Origin of the sequence: Labrys miyagiensis (assembly GCF_030160835.1) — a bacterium.
Taxonomy (GTDB): Bacteria; Pseudomonadota; Alphaproteobacteria; order Rhizobiales; family Labraceae; genus Labrys; species Labrys miyagiensis.
In genome coordinates, this window is record NZ_BSPC01000058.1 from 90,673 (window position 1) to 113,478 (window position 22,806).

Annotated in this window: 22 protein-coding genes; 14 read left to right on the top strand and 8 right to left on the bottom strand. The window is 64.9% G+C overall.

The window, feature by feature from the left end; translation table 11 throughout:
* Window positions 1-14: 14 nt before the first annotated feature.
* On the bottom strand, window positions 15-668 hold the full coding sequence (locus tag QQL24_RS25615; RefSeq protein WP_284315132.1) for a glutathione S-transferase family protein: 654 nt from the start codon (window positions 666-668) through the stop codon (window positions 15-17).
* Between the two features lie 97 nt (window positions 669-765).
* Between QQL24_RS25615 and QQL24_RS25620 the strand changes: the two genes are divergently transcribed.
* On the top strand, window positions 766-1,278 hold the full coding sequence (locus QQL24_RS25620; protein WP_284315133.1) for a winged helix-turn-helix transcriptional regulator: 513 nt from the start codon (window positions 766-768) through the stop codon (window positions 1,276-1,278).
* Between the two features lie 196 nt (window positions 1,279-1,474).
* On the opposite strand, the gene QQL24_RS25625 is transcribed toward QQL24_RS25620, so the two are convergent.
* The 5 genes from QQL24_RS25625 to cobS form a co-directional block, all read right to left on the bottom strand.
* Window positions 1,475-2,422, bottom strand: a complete 948-nt coding sequence (locus tag QQL24_RS25625) for a homoserine O-succinyltransferase (protein ID WP_284315134.1) — start codon at window positions 2,420-2,422, stop codon at window positions 1,475-1,477.
* Window positions 2,423-2,685: 263 nt separating this feature from the next.
* On the bottom strand, window positions 2,686-3,558 hold the full coding sequence (locus QQL24_RS25630) for an NAD(P)-dependent oxidoreductase (protein ID WP_284315135.1): 873 nt from the start codon (window positions 3,556-3,558) through the stop codon (window positions 2,686-2,688).
* Between the two features lie 47 nt (window positions 3,559-3,605).
* The gene (locus QQL24_RS25635) at window positions 3,606-4,391 is read right to left on the bottom strand and encodes a transporter substrate-binding domain-containing protein (protein ID WP_284315136.1); all 786 of its coding nucleotides are present in this window, start codon (window positions 4,389-4,391) and stop codon (window positions 3,606-3,608) included.
* A 50-nt stretch (window positions 4,392-4,441) separates the two neighbouring features.
* Complete coding sequence (locus QQL24_RS25640) at window positions 4,442-4,690, bottom strand: DUF1289 domain-containing protein (protein ID WP_284315137.1); 249 nt, start codon at window positions 4,688-4,690, stop codon at window positions 4,442-4,444.
* A gap of 30 nt (window positions 4,691-4,720) precedes the next feature.
* Complete coding sequence (gene cobS / locus QQL24_RS25645; RefSeq protein WP_284315138.1) at window positions 4,721-5,518, bottom strand: adenosylcobinamide-GDP ribazoletransferase; 798 nt, start codon at window positions 5,516-5,518, stop codon at window positions 4,721-4,723.
* Between the two features lie 402 nt (window positions 5,519-5,920).
* Here cobS and cobT point away from each other — a divergent pair, with 402 nt between their 5' ends.
* From cobT to QQL24_RS25660, 3 genes are all read left to right on the top strand, one after another.
* Entirely contained in the window at window positions 5,921-6,946 is a 1,026-nt protein-coding gene (gene cobT / locus QQL24_RS25650; protein ID WP_284315139.1) for a nicotinate-nucleotide--dimethylbenzimidazole phosphoribosyltransferase, read from the top strand.
* Window positions 6,947-7,042: 96 nt separating this feature from the next.
* On the top strand, window positions 7,043-7,342 hold the full coding sequence (locus tag QQL24_RS25655; RefSeq protein ID WP_284315140.1) for a porin: 300 nt from the start codon (window positions 7,043-7,045) through the stop codon (window positions 7,340-7,342).
* Window positions 7,343-7,745: 403 nt separating this feature from the next.
* Window positions 7,746-8,504, top strand: a complete 759-nt coding sequence (locus tag QQL24_RS25660; RefSeq protein ID WP_284315141.1) for an MBL fold metallo-hydrolase — start codon at window positions 7,746-7,748, stop codon at window positions 8,502-8,504.
* Between the two features lie 169 nt (window positions 8,505-8,673).
* Here the strand turns inward: QQL24_RS25660 and QQL24_RS25665 are convergent, their stop codons facing one another.
* Window positions 8,674-9,279 (bottom strand): hypothetical protein, encoded by a 606-nt coding sequence (locus QQL24_RS25665; protein WP_284315142.1) that lies wholly within the window; start codon window positions 9,277-9,279, stop codon window positions 8,674-8,676.
* Window positions 9,280-9,543: 264 nt separating this feature from the next.
* Here QQL24_RS25665 and QQL24_RS25670 point away from each other — a divergent pair, with 264 nt between their 5' ends.
* From QQL24_RS25670 to QQL24_RS25710, 9 genes are all read left to right on the top strand, one after another.
* The gene (locus QQL24_RS25670) at window positions 9,544-11,280 is read left to right on the top strand and encodes a DeoR family transcriptional regulator (protein WP_284315143.1); all 1,737 of its coding nucleotides are present in this window, start codon (window positions 9,544-9,546) and stop codon (window positions 11,278-11,280) included.
* A gap of 23 nt (window positions 11,281-11,303) precedes the next feature.
* Window positions 11,304-12,539, top strand: coding sequence for an ABC transporter substrate-binding protein (locus tag QQL24_RS25675; RefSeq protein WP_284315144.1), 1,236 nt, complete (start codon window positions 11,304-11,306; stop codon window positions 12,537-12,539).
* Window positions 12,540-12,601: 62 nt separating this feature from the next.
* Window positions 12,602-13,477, top strand: coding sequence for a carbohydrate ABC transporter permease (locus QQL24_RS25680; protein ID WP_284315145.1), 876 nt, complete (start codon window positions 12,602-12,604; stop codon window positions 13,475-13,477).
* A complete protein-coding gene (locus QQL24_RS25685; protein WP_284315146.1) occupies window positions 13,474-14,307 on the top strand; it encodes a carbohydrate ABC transporter permease in 834 nt (277 codons plus the stop codon). Before QQL24_RS25680 ends, QQL24_RS25685 begins: the two co-directional genes overlap by 4 nt.
* Before the next feature lie 21 nt (window positions 14,308-14,328).
* Window positions 14,329-15,114 carry an enoyl-CoA hydratase/isomerase family protein gene (locus tag QQL24_RS25690; protein ID WP_284315147.1) on the top strand — a complete coding sequence of 262 codons (786 nt, stop codon included), beginning with the start codon at window positions 14,329-14,331 and terminating at the stop codon, window positions 15,112-15,114.
* 1 nt (window position 15,115) lies between these two features.
* Complete coding sequence (locus tag QQL24_RS25695) at window positions 15,116-15,892, top strand: SDR family NAD(P)-dependent oxidoreductase (RefSeq protein ID WP_284315148.1); 777 nt, start codon at window positions 15,116-15,118, stop codon at window positions 15,890-15,892.
* A gap of 1 nt (window position 15,893) precedes the next feature.
* Window positions 15,894-16,958, top strand: coding sequence for an ABC transporter ATP-binding protein (locus tag QQL24_RS25700; RefSeq protein WP_284315149.1), 1,065 nt, complete (start codon window positions 15,894-15,896; stop codon window positions 16,956-16,958).
* Window positions 16,955-18,091 (top strand): type 2 periplasmic-binding domain-containing protein, encoded by a 1,137-nt coding sequence (locus QQL24_RS25705; RefSeq protein ID WP_284315150.1) that lies wholly within the window; start codon window positions 16,955-16,957, stop codon window positions 18,089-18,091. Before QQL24_RS25700 ends, QQL24_RS25705 begins: the two co-directional genes overlap by 4 nt.
* Window positions 18,092-18,106: 15 nt before the next feature.
* Window positions 18,107-19,321 (top strand): CaiB/BaiF CoA transferase family protein, encoded by a 1,215-nt coding sequence (locus QQL24_RS25710; protein ID WP_284315151.1) that lies wholly within the window; start codon window positions 18,107-18,109, stop codon window positions 19,319-19,321.
* A 270-nt stretch (window positions 19,322-19,591) separates the two neighbouring features.
* Here the strand turns inward: QQL24_RS25710 and QQL24_RS25715 are convergent, their stop codons facing one another.
* Window positions 19,592-21,490 carry a sigma-54-dependent Fis family transcriptional regulator gene (locus QQL24_RS25715; protein ID WP_284315152.1) on the bottom strand — a complete coding sequence of 633 codons (1,899 nt, stop codon included), beginning with the start codon at window positions 21,488-21,490 and terminating at the stop codon, window positions 19,592-19,594.
* 226 nt (window positions 21,491-21,716) lie between these two features.
* Between QQL24_RS25715 and QQL24_RS25720 the strand changes: the two genes are divergently transcribed.
* Window positions 21,717-22,769 carry an NAD(P)-dependent alcohol dehydrogenase gene (locus QQL24_RS25720; protein ID WP_284315153.1) on the top strand — a complete coding sequence of 351 codons (1,053 nt, stop codon included), beginning with the start codon at window positions 21,717-21,719 and terminating at the stop codon, window positions 22,767-22,769.
* The last annotated feature ends 37 nt before the right edge of the window (window positions 22,770-22,806 follow it).

A 22,806-nucleotide genomic window follows, 5' to 3' on the forward strand; every position in this document is an offset into this window, starting at 1 on the left:
GACCTTCTCTGCCTTCAGTCCCGATCGGGGGCGCCAAGGGGGAAGTAGTGACGATAGGGACGTGCATCATCGACCGCCCGCTTCACCGAGGGGCGAGCCAGCAGCCGCGAGCGATAGGCGCGCAGAACCGGATATTGCGGCCCGATCTCATGGGTCCAGTCAGCATAGAAGAGGAACGGCGCTGCGCCGCAATCGGCGAGCGAGAAGGTCTCGCCCGCGGCCCAGCTGCGCCCCGCGAGCGTGGTCTCCAGCCAGCCATAGGCGGTGTCCAGCAGGCGCTTTGCCTCGGCAACGCCGCGTGGATCGCGCTCGGCCTCGGGCCGAAGGCTGTCATACACCACCCTCTGTTGCGGATGGGAGACATAGTGATCGAAGACACGGTCGAGGATGCGCACCTCCAGCGCCGCCTTCGGATCATCTGGCAGCATCGGCGCAGGGCCGGGATGATAGAGCTGCAGATATTCGATGATGCAGCTGGTCTCGATCACCGTCCGATCGCCGTCGGTTAGGATGGGGAAACGCTTGAGCGACGACAGCGCTTCGAGCTCGGCCATGCTCCCGGCGTCCTCCAGCATGCGAAAGGTGAAGGGCGTGGCGTTCTCATAGAGGGCGATCAACACCTTCCAGCAATTGGACGAGAAGGGATGAGCGTAGAGCGTCAGCGCCATTGCGGCTCTCCTGCAACTGAAATCCGATTGCGATTTGCAATCAGTTGTCTTTTACGTCGACTGATCCTATTTTGCAAGCAGTGTCGAGAGGATTTCCATGGATGCGTCGCACAGGTCGGGCTGCCCGATCAATCTGACCATCGAAATGCTGGGGGACCGCTGGAGCCTGATCATCATCCGCGACGTGATGTTCGGCAACCGGCGTCATTATCGCGAGCTTCTGAACCAATCCGAGGAAGGCATCGCCTCCAACATCCTGGCGGACAGGCTGAAGCGCCTGGTCGATTTCGGCCTGCTCAGCCGCCGCGACGATCCGAGCCACAAGCAGAAGGCGATCTACAGCCTCACCGAGCCCGCGATCCAGCTGGTGCCGCTCCTCGCCCATATGGGCGCCTGGGGCCGCCGGCATACGCCCGTATCCGAGGCTCTTTCCATCCGCGCCCAACTGCTGGAGGAAGGCGGCCAGCCGCTGTGGGATGCCTTCATGGACGAATTGCGCATGATGCATCTGGGCGCGCCCGACCCGGGCCGTTCGGTCTTCGCCGAGCTGCAGGCGGCTTACAAGGAGGTCTGCGCGAGGACGGCGGAGCCTAGCGCGTCGACGGTCTGATTGGGAAATGGCGACCGACCACGGATGGTTCGAGCAGGCTGGAGGCCTGTCGCTATGTGCAAAGAGATGGCCAAACGCGGAGTGGCGGTCACTGACCCCCATCTTCCTCCCTGGCAAGTGTCTCGTTTCCAAGGTTGTCGATCGGAGATTGACACTCCACTCCTGCGCTTTGCCTTGCAAGGCTAGCGCCTAATGGCTAGATCCCCGCGCCCCAGTCATTCTCCGGACGCGGCGACAGCGCCGAAAGATCGTAGAGCGTGTCGCGGTAGAGCGTGGTGATCCAGTTCATGAACATCAGATAGCCATAAGCCCGCCAGGTGTTGGCGGGATCGGCGGCGGCGCTGTTGCCGGGGAAGTAATTGTGAGGCAGCGCCGTGGTCGGATTGAGCGAGACGTCGCGCGTGAACTCGTTGCGCAGGGTCTCGGTGTCGTATTCGAGATGGTTGAAGCAGAACACATCGCCCGTCGGCACATGCTCGACCAGGCCGATGCCCGTCTGCGGGGAGTCGGCAAGCACGCGCAGTTCCGGCTTGGCCGCAATGCCCCGAGGATCGACTCCGGTCCAGCGAGATACCGGCGTCGGGAAGCTGTCGGGAAAGCCGCGCATCAGTTCGGAGCGCGGCGCCTGCACACGCTGCTCGAACACGCCGAACAGTTTTTCGGGATACTGGATCTTCTCAACGCCATAAGCGGCATAAAGCAGCGCCTGTCCGCCCCAGCAGATGCCGAAACGCCGGAACACGTTGGTGCGCGACCAGGCCAGGATCTCCTTGAGCTCCGTCCAGTAATCCACCTTCTCGAAAGGCAGGGTTTCGACAGGCGCACCGGTGACGATCATCCCGTCGAAGCGCTCGTCCTTCACTTCGTCGAGGGTGCGGTAGAAGGCCTTCAAATGCTCGAAGGGCGTGTTGCGGGGCTGATAGGTCGCGGTGGTGAGTAGGCTCAATTCGATCTGCAGCGGCGTATGGCTGAGCAGCCGCGCAATCTGCACCTCGGTCGCGATCTTGGTCGGCATCAAATTGAGCAGGAGGATGCGCAATGGCCGGATATCCTGCCGCAGTGCGGTGGCATCCGGGATGACCTCGACGCCTTCCTGCTGAAGTGCGGCTTCCGCGGGGGACCGATCGGGAACTTTGATAGGCATACTCGTAACTTCCTTGCGGTTGCCCGCAGAACTGTCAGAACGCGCCGCGACGCCCGTTAGCTGGCCCGCGGCAGCGACGCGGGTACCGGATGAGCGCTCAGCGGCTATCTAAATCTTTTTGGCGAATTGTTAAGGGCAGGGCTTTTCAGAAACGGACCGTGCCTGCCTTACAAGCAACCATACGGGAGCGAAAGCCGCTGGATCGGGACCTTCGCAAAGCTCGCCCATAGGCACCGATCGAAAAAAGAGGATACCCTCGCCTTTCAGCCCTTCCGCTCCAGCCGCGCCACCAGGCTCGAGGTGTCCCAGCGCTTGCCGCCCATCACCTGAACGTCCGCGTAGAACTGGTCGACGAGCGCCGTCACCGGTAGCTGGGCGCCGGTGTGGCGGGCGGTGGCGAGGCAGATGCCGAGGTCCTTGCGCATCCAGTCGACCGCGAAGCCGAAATCGAACTTGCCCTCGTTCATGGTCTTCCAGCGGTTCTCCATCTGCCAGGACTGGGCGGCACCCTTCGAGATCACGCCCATCACCTTTTCAAGGTCGAGACCGGCCTTCCTGGCGAAGTGGATGCCCTCCGACAGGCCCTGTACCAGGCCGGCGATGCAGATCTGGTTGACCATCTTGGTGAGCTGGCCGGCGCCGGCAGGGCCCATGAGCTGGCAGGCCTTCGCGTAATGGGCGATCACCGGCTCGGCCTTGGCATAGACATCGGGATCGCCGCCGCACATCACGCCCAGGGCTCCGTTCTCGGCTCCCGCCTGGCCGCCCGAGACGGGCGCATCGACGAAGCCGAGGCCGAGCTTGCCGGCGGCCTCGTAAAGCTCGCGGGCGACATCGGCCGAGGCGGTGGTGTGGTCGACGAAGATGGCGCCCTTCCTCATGCCGGAAAAGGCGCCGTCCGGGCCTGTCGTCACCGAGCGCAGATCGTCGTCATTGCCGACGCAGGCGAAGACGATGTCGGCATCCCCAGCGGCCTCAGCCGGGGTCGGCGCGCTGGCATTGCCGTATTTCTCGACCCAGGCCTGCGCCTTGGCGGCGCTGCGGTTGTAGACGGTCACCTCATGGCCACCGCGCACGGCAAGATGCCCCGCCATCGGAAAGCCCATCACGCCAAGGCCGAGAAACGCCACTTTCATCGCAAAACTCCGGGATCTGAGCGGCAGGCCGTGGCCGCCGGTTTGAATCAGTAAATCGAGAAGGGGAAATATTTGTCGTTGATGGTCTTGTACGTACCATCCGCGACGATATCGGCAATTGCCTTGTTCAGTTTTTCCTTCAGATCCGTGTCATTCTTGCGAAGGGCGATGGCCTCGCCCTCGCCGAAATATTTGGCGTAGCGCACGAGATCGGCGTCCGCCTTCACCTCGCAGCACAGGCTGTCCGGCCGGCTCAGCCAATTGGAGAGCAGGATCTTGTCGGCGAAGACGGCATCGAGCTTGCCGATGACGAGATCGGCATCCGCCTCGTCCTGCGTCTGATAGAGCTTGACCTGCGCCCCGCCCGACTGGATTTCGCCCTTGAGGAAGGCAGCCTGCACGGTATCGGCCTGCACGCCGATCACCTTGTCCTTCAGGCCCGGGGCGTCCCAGGCCGTGATCTTGCTGTCCTTTCGGGCGGCGAAGCTCGACGGGCGGTCGTAATATTTGTCGGTGAAGGCAACCTGGCGCTTGCGGTCCTCGGTGATCGCCATGGAGGAAACCACCGCATCATATTTGCCGGCATTGAGGGCGGGAATCAGGGCGTCCCAATTCGCGGCCTCGATGCTGCATTGCGCCTGCATCCTGGCGCAAAGAGCCTTGGCGATATCCACGTCGAAACCGCCGGGCTGGTCCTGCGCATCGAGATAGTTGAAGGGGGCGTAATCGGCCTCGGTGGCGATCCTGATCATCTTCCAGTCCTTGGCCATCGCGGGGCCGGCCAGCAGCATCAGTCCCGCGAGGCTGGCGGCGAGGAAGCGGATCACGCGCATGTCGTACCCTGCTCTGTCATGTCAGGCAGTCGGTCACGCAAATGTGGCGTTCATATGCGGCTGCGCCGCCTCGTGCGCACACGCGACGCCATCATGGCGTCGTGAGCCTCTCGGGCGGCCTGGAGCGCCGGTGTCTGGCTGAAGCGGGATGGCAGCGTGTCCATCAGGGCCAGGCGTTCGGGCTCGCCCATCTCCACCCAACGGCCGATCTCGAGGCTGGTGCGGCCGCAGCCTATGCAAAAGCCGGTGGCCGGGTCGATCCGGCAAATCGTGATGCAAGGGGTAGAGGTGATCTGCATGAAACCAGGATTCTCTTCACTCGTTCCTATTTAGGCGTGCCAGCCGAGCGGCGCCAGTGCCCCGGCAAGAAAGGCGATCTCCGCCAGCATGACGGCCGCCCCGCAGACATCGCCGGTCTGGCCGCCGATCTGCCTTTCGGCGAGCCGGGCGACACCATAGGCGGCCAGGAAGCCGAGCGCCGGCGCCAGGATCGCGGCGATATGGCCGGTCCCAAGCCAGGCCAGGACGGCCCCGGCGATCAGGGCGGGAATCCCGCCGAGCCGCCAGGCGTCCAGCGACAGCCGCCCCGCCGCGGCACCAGCGCCGTCGCTGCGGGCGGGCGGCAGCAGCACGAGAGGCAGCAGCCCGGCGATACGCGAGACGGCAACGGCGGCGAGAAGCACCAGACCGGCCCAGAATGCGCCGGTAGCTGTGACGAGGGCGGCGAGCAGCGAGATCTTTGCCGCCAGTCCAAGCACCAGCGTCGTCGCGCCATAAGAGCCGATGCGCGAATCGCGCATGATCTCGAGCTTGCGCTCCATCGTCCTCCCGCCGCCGAACCCATCGGCGAGATCGGCGAGACCATCCTCATGGAGAGCGCCCGTCATCACCACCAGCGCGGCGACGGCGAAGATGGCCGAAGGCGTAGCCGGCAGCCCCAGGAGGCTGGCGAGCACCAGCACGATAGCAGCAACGACACCGAGCACGGCCCCCGCCAGCGGCGTCACCGGGGCCAGATTCTCCATATCCGGCCGCCCATGCGGATCCGCCTCGAAATCGAACGCCGGCACGGGCAGGCGCGACCAGAAGCGCAGGGCCTGGACAAAGCTGGCGGGAATATCGTTCACGGGAGAAGCGGTTCCGGACAATCATCGGGAGAGCACAGCCGTGCCTTGTATTGGCCTCTCATGTCAAATGAAGAGTGATGCTCGGGAGCGGCGCATCGTCATTCCGGGCGACCGTATCCTCACAAGCTTCGCTTGTGAGTGGAGACCCGGAATCCATGAACACAAACCTCAAAAGACAGTGTTATGGATTAAGGACAGTGTTCATGGATTCCGGCCTTCCGCTTCGCTCCAGCCGGAATGATGATGCGTCCACGCTTGTTGACCAGACTCGCCGTCCCATTGCCCCGGCAAGTCATCCCTACCCGTCGCCCCCGGTGTAGCCATCGTCGCCTTGCGGCCTTTGCGCAAAGGCCGCGGCGGTCTATAAGCGCCACTTTCCCGCTCAACCGAAAGCACGTCCCCATGGCTCTTGCCGGCACCGCCCTGCCCTTCGACGATATCCGCGATCTCGCCCGCGCCATGCCGGCCCTCGACAGCGAGGCGGTGGCCAAGGTGCGCCAGCGCGACAGCCAGCTCACCAAGCCGCCGGGCAGCCTGGGACGGCTGGAGAGCCTCGTCGAATGGCTCGCCGCGGTGCAGGGTAAGGCGACACCCACCGTGTCCCGCCCGCTGGTGGCGATCTTCGCCGGCAATCACGGCGTGGTGGCGCGTGGCGTCTCGCCCTATCCACAGGAAGTGACGCGGCAGATGCTGGAGAACTTCTCCGCCGGCGGGGCGGCGATCAACCAGATCTGCACCACCTTCGATCTCGGTCTCAAGGTCTTCGACCTCGCGCTCGATATCCCGACCGGCGACATCACCGTCGAGGCCGCGCTCGATGAGAAGGCCTGCGCCGCCACCATGGCCTTCGGCATGGAAGCGGTGTCGGGCGGCATCGACCTGCTCGTGCTCGGCGAGATGGGCATCGGCAACACCACCATCGCCGCCGCGATCTATCACGCCCTCTACGGCGGCGAGGCGGGACATTGGGTCGGCCGTGGCACCGGCATCGACGATGCCGGTCTCGTCCGCAAGACGGCGGCTGTGCGCGATGCCGTCGCCTTCCACCAGAGCCATGTGAAGGATCCGCTGGAAGTGCTGCGGCGCCTTGGTGGTCGCGAGATCGCCGCCATGGCCGGCGCCATCCTGGCCGCCCGCAGCCAGCGCATTCCGGTGGTGCTCGACGGCTATGTCGTCTGCGCCGCCGCCGCGGTCCTGCACGCCATGGATCCAGCTTTGCTCGACCATTGCGTCTCCGGCCATGTCTCAGCCGAAGGTGCCCATGCCGACGTGCTGGCACGCCTCGGCAAGAAGCCTTTGCTTGATCTTGGCATGCGACTCGGCGAAGGATCGGGCGCGGCGCTCGCCGTTTCGCTGATCAAGGCGGCATTGGCCTGCCATACCGGCATGGCGACGTTCGCGCAGGCCGGCGTGACCGACAAGGCGTAATAAAGCGTTACATTCTGTGTATGGATAAGGCAGTCTTTGCCGCAAAGTGATCACGATCGCACGTTAGACGCGAAAGGGGATCGAGGGAGTCTGTTGATGTTGAGGACGATTACTGCCGCCGCCGCCCTGTTTGCCCTTGCGGTGCCCGCCCTTGCCGGAGACAAGACTGATCCGCGCTGCAGCCAATATGGCGAAGGCTTCATGTATTCGCCCGATACCGGCATGTGCATCAAGGTCAGCGGCGAATTGCGCGCCGATTACGGCATCCGCAGCCAGGCTGGCTTCGGCAAGCAGACCGGCTTTGGCTCCAGCGTCAAGGGCCAGATCGATGCGCGCGGCGAAACCGGCCTCGGTCCCTTCCGCGCGGTGATCGAACCGGCTGCCCGCAAGTATTGAGACGGATCGGGCGCCATCGATTTGCGACGCCCCTCGTGAATTTTTACGACGACTGATTTTCATGACAGGAAATCCTGTCCACCTCCACTGAAACCGCTTTGGCGAAAAATTGATTGCCTCCCCTGCTCGCCGTGTGCGTTTTCGCACAGACAGTTCAATCGATTTGTGTCGTCTGCCCGAGCTACGGGGCTTACGCGCGTCAACCTGCTTTCTTTAAGTTGAAGTCTGCGGATATTTTGGGTCATACCCGTCATGCGGGTAGGTAGTCCAAGGTGGCCGGCCTGCGTCGGCGCAATAAGAAAACAGACGACGCGGTCAACCAAAACAGAACAGACTTTGGCATGAGGCAGACACAGCATTCCTTCGCCCCGATAGGCATATCAGCACGGCAGGAGGAACGGCCATGCGCGTGACCGTCGTGGGATGCGGCGATGCCTTCGGCTCCGGCGGAAGGTTCAACACCGCCAGCCTGGTTGAGATCGAGGATGCGCATCAGGGCAAGCGCGTCTGCCTCCTGGATTGCGGTGCCACCACGATGACGGCGCTGAGCGCCATGGGCATCGACCCCGATTGCATCGACCTGATCATGCTCACCCATCTGCATGGCGACCATTTCGGCGGCATTCCCTTCCTGCTGCTCGACGCACAGTGGGTGCGTAATCGCACCCGCTCGCTGCGCATCATCGGCCCGCCCGGCACGATCGAGCGTGTCTCCGTCACCATCGAGGCCCTGTTCGCCGGCGCCACCATGGAGACGCCCTGGAGCTTTGCCTGGAGCGTCGAGGACATGGCGCCCGGCACCCAACGCGAGGCGCAGGGCTTTTCCATCAGTACGACCGAAGTGATCCATCCCTGCGGCGCGCCGGCCACCGCCGTGCGGCTCGAGGCCGGCGGCAAGGTCTTCGTGCATTCGGGCGACACGGAATGGACGGAAGCCCTCCCCGTCATCGCCAAGGGAGCCGACCTGCTCTTCCTCGAATGTTTCGCCATCGAGGAGACGCCGCCGCATCTCGACTATACGCGCCTGCTCGCCCGGCGCGGCGATTTCGACGCCAAGCGCGTGGTGCTGACCCATATGGGCCCAGACATGCTCGATTATCGCGACCAGGTCGACCGGTCGCTGTTCGATCTGGCCGAAGACGGCATGGTGATCGACGTGTGAGGCGGACTTGGGGGGCGGGTGCAGACTCGACTCCTAACCCTGGCGCGGCAGGAAACGTGCCGACCTGGAGGTCGGCACACCACAGTGGCGCCCTTGGTGTGCCGATCTCCGGATCGGCATGGAACCGCAAACATCCCACGAAGAATCAGCTTTGAAGGCCCGTCGCCCCTCACATCGGCGGGGCGGCGCCATTCTGTCCGATGGCGATGTTGTTGGTCTTCCAGCCGCTGCTGCCGTCACCCATGGCGACGATGAAGACCTGGACGCCCGGCTTGATGTCGGCGTGCTGAGCCGGGTTGAACTGGACCACAGGCACGTCAGGCGGGATCACGATCTTGCGGCTGCCGCCCGGAAACGTCAGCGTCAGCTCACGGCCCTTGGCATCGGCGGTGACTTCGCCGGTCACGGTGCCGTTGGTCATGCGCGCGCCCTTCTGCGAATCCCAGTCGCGCTCGCCCTCGCCGCTTTTCACGCCCGGCGGGAAGACATGGACTTCCAGCGAACGGCCCACGCCATCGGCCTGGGGCACCTGCGCCGTGCCGATGAAGCTGCCGGTGTGGATCGCTTCCACGCCGATCGGCACCACCACGCGCACGCGCCAATCCGGCGTCAGCGTCACCGAGATCGTCTGGCCGTCCTTGGTCTTGACGCCGAGCGTCTGGCCATCGAGCGAGGCAACCTCGCCCCGGAAAATCTTGCGCGGCGCATCCTGAGCAGCGGCGGGCATGATCAAGGCCAGCGCGACGGCGCCGCCCAGCCAATAAGAATAAGTCATTGTCAGAACTCCTGCCCCTCGAGCATGGCGCAGCATAATCATCCCCGACGGCAGCGCGATTCACTTTGGCGCGAGCGGCCCCGAGGCCGCACGGACTTGCGCCTGGGTCGCACCGCATTCAAAGACGAGCAATCGACGAGCACAACAAAATGATCAATATGATCATTAAATATTGTCAAATTTCCTCGAATTTGATTTCATCCTTGTACAAGAAGATCATGAATGCTATAGGACGGTGACAATTGTACTTAAAGAATGATCAAAATGATCACACCGCGTCAAGCCGGCATTCTGAAGCTCCTCGCCGGGAGGTCCCCTCTGAGCCTGTACGAGATTGGCGCGGCCTTTCCGGAGGTCTCGTCCATTTCCATCCGGCGCGACATCGCCCGGCTGGCGGAGCAGGGCGCGCTCGTCCGCACGCATGGCGGCGCCAAGGCTGCGCCTGTGCCGGCTGCCGAGGATTTTGCCGAGCCTGACGACACGATCGATGGCGTCGATGCCATCATTCTCCCACCCATCGAGGGGCGCACGGCCGACACGCTCCGCCTGATGGCCCAGCGGCGCCACATTCCCTTCCTGGCGGAATCGGCGCCCCAGAATGGCGGGATCTATTTGGGGCCCGACAATTTCGCCGCGGGCCACGATCTCGGTGTCACCGCGGGGCGAATGCTGGCGGGGCGGCTGGCCGAGGCCCGTATCCTGGCGGTAGCGATCGACCATCTCGCCAACACCAAGGCAAGGTGCGACGGCTTTCTCGATGGCTTTGCCGCCGCATTCGGGGGCCCGACAAGGCACTGGCGCATCAATGGCGAGGGCAGCTTCCGCATATCGCAGCAGGCAAGTCTCGACGTCTTCAACGCCGTACCGGGCATCAACATCGTCTTCGGCGTCAACGACCATTCGGTCCTCGCAGCCCTTGATTCGGCGGGCCGGGCCGGCATCGAGCCCTTTGCCTTCTCGGTTGGCGGCGAAGGAGCGGGCCTCTTCGAGATTCTCGCGCGCGGCGACCGCCTGCACGCCTGCGCCGCCCTCTTTCCGGAGATCGTGGCGATGCGGGCGGTCGATGCGCTGGCGGATGCCTTTGCCGGCGCTCCCCTGCCCGCGGAGATCCGCACGCCGCATGTCGTCCTGACCATGCAGACGCTATCCGCCTATTACGGACGGGACGGAGACGGCTTTGTCCTCACACCCAAGGCGCCCACCCTGCTCGGCCTGCCGACCGCGCTCGCCGGTGCGAGGCGCCAATCCAAGGGGCGTTCCATCGGCTTCGTGCCACATTATCCGGCGCATGACTGGTATCGCAACATGGCGCGCGCTTTGCAGCGGCGCGCCGGCGAACTTGGACTGGAACTGCGCGTCTCGGCGCCAACCGCGGGCATCGCCCGCGAGATCCACTCGTTGCGCAGCCGGATCGCCGCGGCCGCGATCCACCGCGTCAATCCAGGCGACACCGTCCTGATCAATGCCGGCGTCATGGCCAAGGTCCTGGCCGAGGCGATCGCCGATCTCAAGGATGTCACCGTCATCACCAATGCCTTCGGCGTGCTGGAACATCTTTCGGGCCGCGCCGGGCTCAAGGTCATCCTGACCTCCGGGGAATATCACGCGCGAGAGCGCTGCCTGGTCGGCCCGAGCCTTGGCGCGCTGTTCGAGACCATTCGCGTCGACAAGGCCTTTCTCTCGGTGGATGGCCTGTCGGTGCGCTTCGGAGCCTCCGCTCGCGACGAACGCCTGGCTCTCGCGACCAGGCGCTTCGCCGACGCCTCGCGTGAGGTCTTCGTGCTTGCCGACCATTCGCTTATCGGCGCGGAAGCCAGCCATCGCATCGTGCCGCTTCGGCAATTGACCGAACTGATCACCGATTCCGGGTCCCTGCCCGCCGACCGCCTGGCCTGCAGCTCCGCGGGCCTGCGCGTGACGCTGGCGGACCTCGAAGCCGAACCCGTGGCGGGGAAGCTGTCCGCCTCCCCGGACAGGCTCCCCGCCACAGGCCGCAAATAAACAAGAGACAAGAGGAAACTGGGATGAAACGCCTTCTGCTTGCCGCCGTCGCCGCGGCCCTGATGTCGACCAGCGCCTTGATATCGACCGGCGCCTTGGCCGACGACACCGTCACCCTGAAGTTCTGGGACAATCAGCAGACCGAATCCGGCCTCAGCCAGTATCAGCAGGCCGCCGTCCAGCGCTTCGAGAAGGAAAATCCGGGCATCAAGATCGAGGTCACCACGGTGCCCTACCCGGAATACCAGCAGCGCCTGCTGACGGCCGTGCAGGGCGGCAATGCGCCTGACGTCGCCACGCTCGACCAGATCTGGATCGCCGCCTTCTCCAAGGCCGGCGCGCTGGCGCCGCTCGACGACTATGCCGCCAAGGCTGGCATCAAGGCCGACACCTTCTTCAAGGGCGCCTGGGACTCGGCCAATTATGACGGCAAGTTGTGGGGCATGCCCTTCAATGTCGATGTCTGGTCCTTCTCCTTCTACAACAATGCGCTCTTGAAGGAGGCCGGCGTGGATGCGGCCAGCCTCGGCAGTTGGGATGGGTTGAAGGCGGCCGCCCAGAAATTGACAGATGCATCCAAAGGCCGCTTCGGCGTCGGCCTGTTCGCCGGCAAGGGAGAGGACACGGTGGTTGTGCTCGATTCCTTCATCTTCTCGAACGGCGGCAAGGTGCTGAACGAGGATGGCTCCTGCGCCCTCACCAGCCCGGAGGCCGTGGGCGCGCTGAAATATCTCCAGTCGCTGGTGCCGTTTGCACCCTCGGGCATGAACAACGCCAATTCCGGCAATATGCGCGAGCTCTTCCTCAACCAATCGCTTGCCATGGAATTCTGGCCGGCCCTGGAACAGCCGACGCTGCAGAAGTCCAAGCTCGACTGGAATTTCGTGCCCGGCCACGCGCCTGACGGCAAGAAGCCGGTCGGTACCTATGGCGGCTGGAACCTTGCGGTCTTCCAGTCCTCGGCCCATCAGGACGCGGCGTGGAAGTTCATTCAGTTCCTGACGCGCGAGGACGTCAACGGCGATGTCGTGGACCTGATCCCTGCCAATGTGAAGGCAGCGAAGGCCTTTCTGGAAAAGAACCGCAAGGGTCCCGAGCAGATCATGACGCTGCTCGAGAACGCGGCACCGCGCCCGCTTTCACCCCGCTATCTGGAGCTGTCGGATGTCGAGGTCACGCTGGCCCAGGACGTCTATGGCGGCAAGGATGCGGTCGAGGCGGCGAAGGATGCCTGCGCCAAGATCGATGCGTTGAAGTAGGGACGCGAAAGCCTTCTCCATGAAGTGGAGAAGGCACCCACGCCCTTCTCCACGAGGCTCCAATGCTCACGCGCACGCCCTGGCTGACATGGCTGTTCATTGCCCCCGCGCTGCTGATCATCGCGGTGCTGATGTACTATCCCATGGTGGGAACGGTGATCGAGAGCTTCTATTCGACCTCCTTCATCAATCCCAATCCGCGCTTCGTGGGCCTGGAGGTCTATCGCGCCGTGTTCGGCGACGGCGCCTTCGGACGGATCGTGCTCAACTCGATCCTGTGGACGGTCGGCGTCGTCTTCCTGCAGAACCTGCTGGGCTTCCTTGCTGCCCTGCTGCTCAACCAGCGCCTGCCCGGCCAAGCCCTGATGCGTTCGCTGGTGCTGCTGCCCTGGGTGCTGCCGGGGGTGGTGGCCGCCATCCTCTGGCGCTTCATGTATGATCCCCAGCTCGGCCTGATCAATTCCTTCCTGATCAGCCTTGGCGGCCATGGCATTCCCTGGCTGGCCGATGCCTCCACCGCTTTGGCCTCGACCATCATCGCCGCGGTCTGGAAAGGCTTTCCGTTCTCCACGGTCGTCTATCTCGCCGCCCTGCAGAATGTCGACGAAGAGCAGATCGAGGCGGCCATCATCGACGGAGCCGGAGCGGTGCGGCGCCTCTTTGATATCGTCATCCCGGCGGTGAAGGAGATCATCGCCATCAACCTCGTGCTGACGGCGATCCTCACCTTCAACTATTTTGACATGATCTGGGTGCTGACGCGCGGCGGCCCGCAGAACGCCACCCACATCTTCCCGACCAAGATCTACGAGCTCGGCTTCGGCCAGTTCCGCTTCGGCGAGGCCGCCACCTACGGCGTCGTCTCGATCCTGCTGCTCGGTGTGCTCATTCCGCTCTACTTCCTGATCCAGGCGCGTGGACGGAGGGTCGAGGCATGAGCCGGCGCATCCCTACCTCCCGCAAGGCAGCGCTGCTGGCGCTCCAGATCGTGCTGGCGGTGATCATTCTGCTGCCCTTCTTCTGGATGCTCTCCGTCTCGCTGAAGCCGGCCACCGAGCCTTTCTCGATCCCGGCGCGGCTTTGGCCCGAAAACCCCACCTTCGACAATTACATCAGCGCCTTCCGGCCGGAATTCCGCACCTATTTCTTCAATTCCGTGGTGGTGTCGCTCTCCACGGTGGTGATCACGGTCACCCTGGCATTGCTGGCCGCCTACAGTTTCACCCGGTCCGGGCTCCGCATCCTGTCGGCGCTGCTCGGCCTCGTCATCATCGCGCAGATGTTCCCGGGCAGCGCCATCATCATCCCGATCTACCGCATGATGCGGGCGGCGAACCTGCTCAACACCTATGTCTCCCTGATCCTCGCCTATGTGGCGGTGACGCTGCCGGTGGCGATCTGGATGCTCAGAGGCTTCCTCTCCCGTCTGCCCGTCACGCTGGAGGAAGCGGCGGCGATCGACGGCGCCGGACCGTTCCGTGCCTTCGTCGACATCATCCTGCCGCTGTGCCGGCCCGGCATCGCCGCGACCGCCGTCTTCGTGCTGATCGTCACGTGGCAGGAATTCCTCTTCGCCCTCTCCTTCACCTCCACCAAGGAGATGCGCACCTTGCCTGTCGGCATGAATGATTTCATCGGCCAATACGGCATCCGCTACGGCGAGCTGATGGCGAGCTCGGTGCTGATCTCCCTGCCCGTCGTGCTCGTCTTCATGATCCTGCAGCGCCAATTCGTCGCCGGCCTCACTGCCGGCGCGGTCAAAGGCTAGTGCCTTGGAAAGGCTGATTCCTTGAGCGAAAATCTCATCCTGCGTGAGGCGCCGATGCCAGGCGTCGTCAGCCTCACCTTCAACCGGCCCGACAAGCTCAACGCCCTGTCGACGCCGATGGTCCGGCAATTCGAGAGCGCGATCGATGCCATCGCCGCCGATGCTTCGGTGCGCGCTGTCATCCTGCAGGGCGCCGGCGGCAAGGCCTTCGTGGCCGGCGCCGACATCGCCGAATATCGTGGCAACCGGACGGCCGCCTTCAACGCCTACCAGTTCGAAAGCCGCCGCGTTTTCGACAAGCTCGAAGCCCTGCCCCAGCCCGTGATCGCCGCCATTGCCGGCTATGCCCTCGGCGGCGGCTTCGAGATTGCCCTGTGCTGCGACATCCTGATCTGCACCGCCTCCGCCCAGCTCGGCCTGCCGGAAGGGCTGCTCGGCCTCTCCCCCGGTGGTGGCGGCACGCAGCGCCTGACCCGGGCCGTCGGCAAATACATGGCCTCCGACATCATGCTCGCCGCCCGTCGCATTTCAGGCGAGCGCGCCTTCCAGCTCGGACTGGCGGCAGAGGTGGTCGCCGAGGAGGAGCTTCTGGAGGCCGCGCTCACGCGGGCTCGCGGCGTGCTCAAGGTCTCCCCATTGGCGGCCAGGGAGATGAAGCGCCTGATCCGTCAGGGGCCCGATGCCGCGCTGCCGACCGCCCTCGCCTTTGAGCAGGAAGTGCTGGCGCGGCTCTATGGCACGCAGGACGGGCAGGAAGGCATCGCCGCCTTCCTCGACAAGCGCAAACCGGAATTCAAGGGTGAGTGAGATGGCGCAATCCGATCTGAAGGGCAGGGTCGCCCTCGTCACCGGCGCCGCCATGGGCATCGGCAAGGCCTGCGCGGAGGCGTTGGCTGGTGCAGGCGCCAGCGTGGTGCTGGCCGATATCGACACGCAAGCCGGCGAAGCGACCTGCCGGGCGATTGCGAAAGCAGGCGGGCAGGTCCACTTCATCCGCGCCGACGTGACCTCGCTCGGCGATATCGAGGCGGCCGTAGAGGCAGCGACCGGCCGCTTCGGCGGGCTCGACATCCTCGTCAACAATGCCGCGCGCGCCATCGGCGGCAAGGTTGACGAGATCGACGAAGAGAACTGGAACATCGTGATCTCCACCAACCTCACCAGCGTCTGGCGCGGCATGAAGGCTGCCGTGCCGGCGATGAGGAAACGCGGTGGCGGCTCCATCGTCTCGATGTCCTCGGTGCAGGCCCTCACCGGCTTTTCGGGCTGGGCCGCCTATGCCGCGGCCAAGGGCGGCATCAATTCGCTGACCCAACAGGCGGCCGTCGATCTCGCGCCGCATGGCATCCGGGTGAACGCAGTGGCTCCCGGCACCATCATGACCCCGCTCAACGAGAAGGTGTTTGCCGAGCATCCCGACCCCGCGGCCCTGATCCGCACCTGGAACGAGGCCCACCCGCTCGGCCGCTTCGGCCAGCCCGAGGAAGTGGCCGAGGCCGTGCTGTTCCTCGCCAGCGACCGCGCCTCCTTCATCACCGGCACGATCCTGCGCGTCGATGGCGGCCTGCTGATCAAGGGAGAGTGAGATGGCAACCGTCACGCTCACCAATATCAGGAAGAGCTTCGGCTCGCTCAGGATAATCGACGATCTCTCGCTCGACATCGCCGACAAGGAATTCCTGGTCCTGCTCGGCCCTTCCGGCTGCGGCAAGACCACTACCATGCGCATGATCGCCGGGCTGGAGGATCCCACCTCCGGGGACATCCTCATCGACGGTGCGCGCGTCAACGACAAGCCGGCGCGCGACCGCGATCTGGCCATGGTGTTCCAGAATTACGGCCTCTATCCGCACATGACGGTGGAGAACAATATCGGCTATCCCCTGAAGGTGAAGGGACTGTCCTGGGCCGCGCGCCAGCCGCGCATCGCCGCCGCGGCCGAAAAGGTCGAACTTGGAGCTCTCCTGCAGCGCAAGCCGGCCGCCCTCTCCGGTGGCCAGCGCCAGCGAGTGGCCCTCGCCCGCGCCATCGTGCGCACGCCCCGCCTCTTCCTGATGGACGAACCGCTCTCCAACCTGGATGCCAAGCTGCGCACGCTGATGCGTGCCCAGCTCAAGCACCTGCAGCGAGAGCTCGCCACCACCACGATCTATGTCACCCATGACCAGGTCGAGGCGATGACGCTGGCCGACCGCATCGTCATCATGAACAAGGGCCGGATCGAGCAGCAGGGCAGCCCGGCCGAGGTCTATGCCAGGCCGACCAGCACCTTCGTGGCCGGCTTCATCGGCTCCCCGCCGATGAACCTGATTCCCGGCAGCATGCAGGGTGGTAGTTTCAACCACTCGGCCGGGCGGTTGAATGACCTGCCAGACGGCTTGCAGGGCGATCTCACCCTCGGCCAGCGCCCGGAGGATCTGCGCCTGGCACCCCCAAGCCAGGCCGACTTTGCCGGCAGCGTGTTCTCGTCGGAGCTTCTGGGTGATTCAACCCTGGTGGCCGTCCAGCTCGGCAAGGAGATTGTCAACGTCAAGACCGGGCCGACCGAAGGGCAAGTCATCGGCGCGCCGATCGGCATCGTCTTCGATCGTGCCAAGCTGCATTTCTTTGACACGGCTTCGGGCCAGCGCGTAGAGGCCTCCATCCGATGAGCGGAGCCAGATATCTCGGCCTGACCTGGGACCATCCGCGCGGGTACAACGCGCTCGCCGCCGCTGCACGCGAAGTCGCCCCGCCCGGCCTGCTGCATTGGGACAAGCAGCCGCTCGAAGGCTTTGAATCTCATCCCATTGCCGATCTTGCCGCCCGCTACGATCTCCTTGTGCTGGATCATCCCCATATCGGCGAGGCGGTGGCGCAGGATTGCCTGCTTCCTCTCGACGAATTCTTCAGTCCGGAGGAGCTGACGCACTGGGAAAAGGCCACCATGGGCTCGACCATGGCGAGCTATCATTGGCAAGGCCGACAATGGGCGATCCCGCTCGACATCGCCACGCAGGTCTGCGCCTATCGCGTTGCGGATGTCGGTGTGCCGCCGAACGATTGGCAGGGCATGGTGGCACTAAGCCGGCGCATGCCGCTGGCTCTTTCGGTTGCCGGTCCCCACGCCGTGCTCAACCTCTTCTCGATCATCGTCTCACTCGGCCGCGAACCGGGCGGCGAGGATCTCGTGGACGAGGAAACCGGCCGCGTGGCGCTGGCGCTTCTGGCCGAGCTCTATCACCGAACGCCGGAGTTCAGTCGGCGCCTCAATCCAATCGGCCTGCTCGAGGCCATGGCCCACGGCGAGGGCATCGCCTGCGTGCCGCTGGTCTATGGCTATGTGAATTATGCAATTGGCGCGCCGGGTCGCAAGGCATTGCGTTTTGCCGAGGCACCGGCAGGCAAGCCGAAAAGACGCGGCAGCGTGCTCGGCGGCACCGGCATCGCCCTCACCAGGCGGTTCCGTCCCGATGGCGACCTGCTGGCGCATCTGCGCTGGCTGATGGGCATCGGCGCCCAGTGCGGCTTCATTCCCGATCACGACGGCCAGCCCTCCTTGCGCGAAGCCTGGCAGGCCGCTCCGGTGAACGCGCAATGGGGTGGCTTCTATCGCGCCACTGCCGCAACCACCGAGGGCGCCTGGGTACGCCCACGCTTCGACGGCTACATCGCCTTCCAGACCGATGCCGCCGCGCTGATCCGCGCCGCCCTGGAGGCCCGGCAGCCCGAATCTACCACTCTCTCCCAACTGCGCGAGCGCTGGCGCCAGGCGCGCCAGGCGAGCCGCGGCCCGCTTTTCTGACCAAGGACTATCGATATGACCGACAAGCCCAAGGCTCTTGCCGACGTCACCATTCTCGACCTCAGCCACCTCCTGCAGGGCCCCTTCGCCACCCAGCTTCTGGCCGACATGGGCGCCAATGTCATCAAGGTGGAAAGGCCGGGCCAGGGCGATCTCTTCCGCACGCTGACCTTCAACAATCGCTGGGTCGGCGGCAGCGAGAGCCCGAATTTCCTGGCCTGGAACCGCAACAAGCGTTCGCTCGCCCTCGACCTCAAGGCCCCGGACGCCAAGGCCATCCTCTACAAGATCGCCGAGAAGGCCGATATCGTCGTGCAGAACTTCCGGCCCGGCGTGCTGGGGAAGCTCGGCTTCGGCTACGAGGATTTCCGCAAGATCAATCCCCGCATCATCTATTGCTCCGGCTCGGGATACGGCGATAGCGGCCCCTATCTCAGCCGCCCCGGCCAGGACATGCTGCTGCAGGGCCTGACCGGCATCGCCGCCGCCACCGGACGGGGCGACGGACCGCCAGTGCCGGTCGGCTCGGGCTTTTCCGACCAGATCGGCGCCATGAACATGGTCTACGGCATCCTGACCGCGCTCTATTGGCGGGAGCGCTCCGGCGAGGGCCAGGAGATCAAGGTCGACCTGATGTCGGCCATGCTCGCCCATCAGGGCCAGGAAATGCTGATGGCGATGAATTTCCACGAAGATTTCCAGCGCCCGCGCTCCGGCATCGGCCATCCTGGCATGGATGCGCCCTTCGGCGTCTATCCCACCAGTGATGGCTGGGTGACCATCGCCATGAGCCCATTCAAGCGGCTCGTCGGCGTGCTCGGCGACGACAACCTGCTGGTCTATGACGATCCCAAGACCCTGTTCGAGAGGCGCGACGAGGTCTGGGAAGAGCTAGCCAAGCGCACCAAGGCCTGGAGCACGGCCGAGCTGATGAAGGCGCTGCTGGCGGTGGATATCTGGTGCGGCGAAGTGAAGACGCATCTCCAGGCCGAGCAGGACCCCCAGGTGCGCCACATGCAGGCCATCGCCAGCTACGAACATCCGGTGGCCGGCCACGTCAAGGTCGTTGCGCCGGCGGTGAAGATGAGCGCAACCCCTGCCGAAATCGCCAAGCCCGCCCCCTTGGTAGGCCAGCACTCGCGTGAGATCCTGGCGGAATTCGGCTATGCGGCCGACCAGATCGACGCCCTGGTGGCAAGCGGCGCCGTGGGCGAAACGCTGCCCGGCTGATGTCGCGGGTTCAGGAACCGGGCGCGGCAGGAATTCTGGAGCGTGGCGGCTTTAGGTTCGATTGCTTTGGCTGTCATCCCCGGCCGTATCCTCACAAGCTTTGCTTGTGAGTGTGCTCACGAGCGCCAGCGAGAGAGAATGAGGGGAAGGGGATCCAGGGGCCCATAAGGCAGAGACCCCGGCCCCTGGATCCCCTTCCCGCGCTACGCGCGCCGGGGATGACAGCCTCTCCTGTCTCGTTTGGCGATCGGGTCTAAAGCCACTACGCCCTCAGGGGCGGCCTTCCTCGCGAAGTGGCCGCTCCTCCGCCACATGCTTGTAGACGGTGGTCCTTGACAGGCCGAGCTGGCGGGCCGTGGCGGAGATATTGCCCTCGGTCGCCGCGAAGATCGCGCGGATCTCGCTGCAGCGGCGGCTGGCCAGGGGGTTCTGGCGGCAGGCCGGACAGGCCGTGGCGCTGGCCCTCTCCTGCGAGGCGTCATCGAGCGCGGCCTCGTCGATGAAGCCGCCCTTGCCGCGGATCAGCGCCTTCTGGAGGGCGCTGCGCAGTTCGCGGATATTGCCCGGCCAGGCTCGCCGGCGCAGCAGGGCGATGGCGGCGTCGGTGATGGCGGTTCCCGGCGCGAGCTTCTGCACGAGGTGCTGGGCCACCAGGGCGAAGTCGGTTCGTACGGCCAGCGGCGGCAGGGCGATGGTGAGCGCGGCGAGGCGATAGAAGAGATCGGAGCGGAAGGCGCGCGCCGCCACCAGTTCGCGCAGGTCCCGGTTGGTGGCGGAGACGATCTGCACGTCGATCTTGTGGCTGTGCTGGCCGCCGACGGCACGGACCTCCATTGAATCGAGGAAGCGCAGCAGCGCCGTCTGCGCGGCCAGCGGGATATCCGCAACCTCGTCGAGGAAGAGCGTTCCCTTGTGGGCGGCGCGCGCAAGGCCGGCCGAACCCTCATGGCGCGCATTGGTGAAAGCGCCGCGCTCATGGCCGAAGAGCTCGGCGACGAAGAGCTGCTCGGCGATGGCGCCGCAATTGACGGCGACGAAGGCGCCCTCGCGCCCGCTGACCTCGTGGATATGACGCGCCATCAGCTCCTTGCCGGTTCCCGTCTCGCCGGTGAGGTGGATGGGCATCTGCATCGCCACGGCTTCGGGGAGGTCTGCGATCGCCTGGCGCAGGCCTTCGTCCTCGCAGATGAAATCCGGCGTCCGTGCGCCGGCCTGCGAAACGCCACGGACCGGCACTGTGGTTGCCGACAGCAGGCGCGGACGGCGCTGGCCGATCTGGCGGCAGACCATCAGCACCGCGCTGCCGGCCTGGTCGCGGATGGCGGCGACCCCGCCATTGAGCAGCGTATCGATGGTCCGGCCGAAATCGCCGTCGAAGAGGTCCTGGAAGTGGCTGCCCGCGGCGGCCGGCAGGCCGGCGAGCAGCGCGATACCCGGCCTGTTCAGGGCAGCGACCACGCCGTCGCGCGATATCGCCAGGAGGCCAGCCGACAGGGTGTCGAGATATTCCCCGCGCGGATGGAAGGCGAGGATGAAGCTCTCCGGACACTCCTGGAAGATCAGCCCGTTCTCGATCTGCGCCGCCGCCATGCGCACCAGCACATGGGTATGCTGCTGGCGCGCCTCGTTGGCGCAGGACGCGTCGAGAAGCCCGAGCACCCGGCCGTGTGAATCGACGATTGGCGCGGCCATGCAGCTCAAATGCGCGTGGCTGGCGAAATAATGCTCGCGGCCGTAGATCGCCACGGGCTGGCCAGCCATGGCGGCAAGGCCGAGCGCATTGGTGCCCCGGTTGCGTTCGTCCCACCGGCTGCCGGGAATGATGGCTCGCCCTGCCGCGCTCTCGGCGAAGACGGGGTCGCTGATTGTATCAAGCACCATGCCTGAGGCATCCCCCAGCGCGATCATGAAGTTCGAGCCGGCGATCTGCGAATAGAGGAGCTGCATTTCCGCCAAAGCGAGCCGGCGCAGTCCCTCCGTCTCCTCCCGCTTGCGCCGGACTTGCGCAAAGGGCAGTACCTCTTCGCGCGGCGTCGCATTCGGGTCGAGCCCGATGTCCCGGCAACGCTGCCAGCTTTCGGCAACCAGCTCCGGCAGCAGGCCAGCGGGAAAACGCTCGCCGCGTTCCAGTGCGGATCGTGCACGATCCATGCCCGATAGATGCTGCATGGCTCCTCCCAGCATCCTATGGTTTCACAAAGTATCGGCCGAATGGCGCCAACCGCAATGACCAGAAACTGGACAGTCCTCCTGTCCAGCCTGTCCAGCCCGTGGACGCAGGATCGAAGCGGAAAGGCACATAAGCCATTGATTTATAATGCTTCAACGGCCTGGCATGGCGGTTGCTGTTCTCCCTGGACTGCCCAGTCAAGGCGCAGCTTGTGGAGGAGACGACATGAAAGCCCAGGTCCTGGAACGATATGACGACGACCTCAAGTCGGACGCATGGGTGACGCTGAAAGACGTGCCCGATCCCAAGATCGCCAAGTCGAACGATGTCATCGTGCGCATCGGCGGTGCCGGCGTCTGCCGTACGGACCTGCACATCATCGAAGGCGTCTGGCGCCCGCATATGGACCCGAACGCCAACAAGCTGCTGCCGCTGATCATGGGCCATGAAAATGCCGGCTGGGTCGAAGAGGTCGGCAAGGAAGTCGAGGGCATCAAGGTCGGCGATCCCGTGATCGTGCATCCCAAGATCTCGGGCGGCACCTGCCTGGCCTGCCGGCGCGGCATGGACATGCATGCGCCCGGGACTTTCCCCGGCCTCGACAGCAATGGCGGCTATGCGCAATATCTCTGCACCTCGGAGCGCAATATCGTGCCGCTGCCGCGCTCGCTGGCGCCGAAGGACGTCGCCGCCTATGCGGATGCCGGCCTCACCGCCTATCGCGCCGCGAAGAAGGCGACGCGCCACCTCCTGCCCGGCGAGAGCTGCGTGGTGATCGGCGCCGGCGGCCTTGGCCATATCGGCATCCAGTGCCTTAAGGCGATGTGCGCGGCCGATGTCATCGTGGTCGACAAATCCGATGCCTCGCTGCAGCTCGCGGGCAAGATCGGTGCCGACAAGCTCGTCAAGGCCGATGGCAACGAGGTCGAGGCCGTGCTCGCCCTCACGGGGGGCGCCGGCGCGGAAGCGGTGATCGACTTCGTCGGCGAGAAGGGCACCACCGCCAAGGGCCTGGCGATGACGCGCTCCGCCGGCAGCTATTACGTCGTCGGCTATGGCGAGGACATCAGGGTGCCCACGGTGGACATGGTGATCACCGAGAAGAACATCATCGGCAATCTGGTCGGCACCTGGGCCGAACTGGTCGAGCTGATGGCGCTGGCCGATCGCGGGCTGGTGGAGCTCACGACAGTGGAATACTCGCTCACCGACGCCAACAAGGCCCTGCATGACCTCCACAACGGCCGCATCCACGGGCGCGCCGTGCTTATTCCCTGATTGTGCGCCTGAGTGCCGGCGACGCGCCGGAACGCCA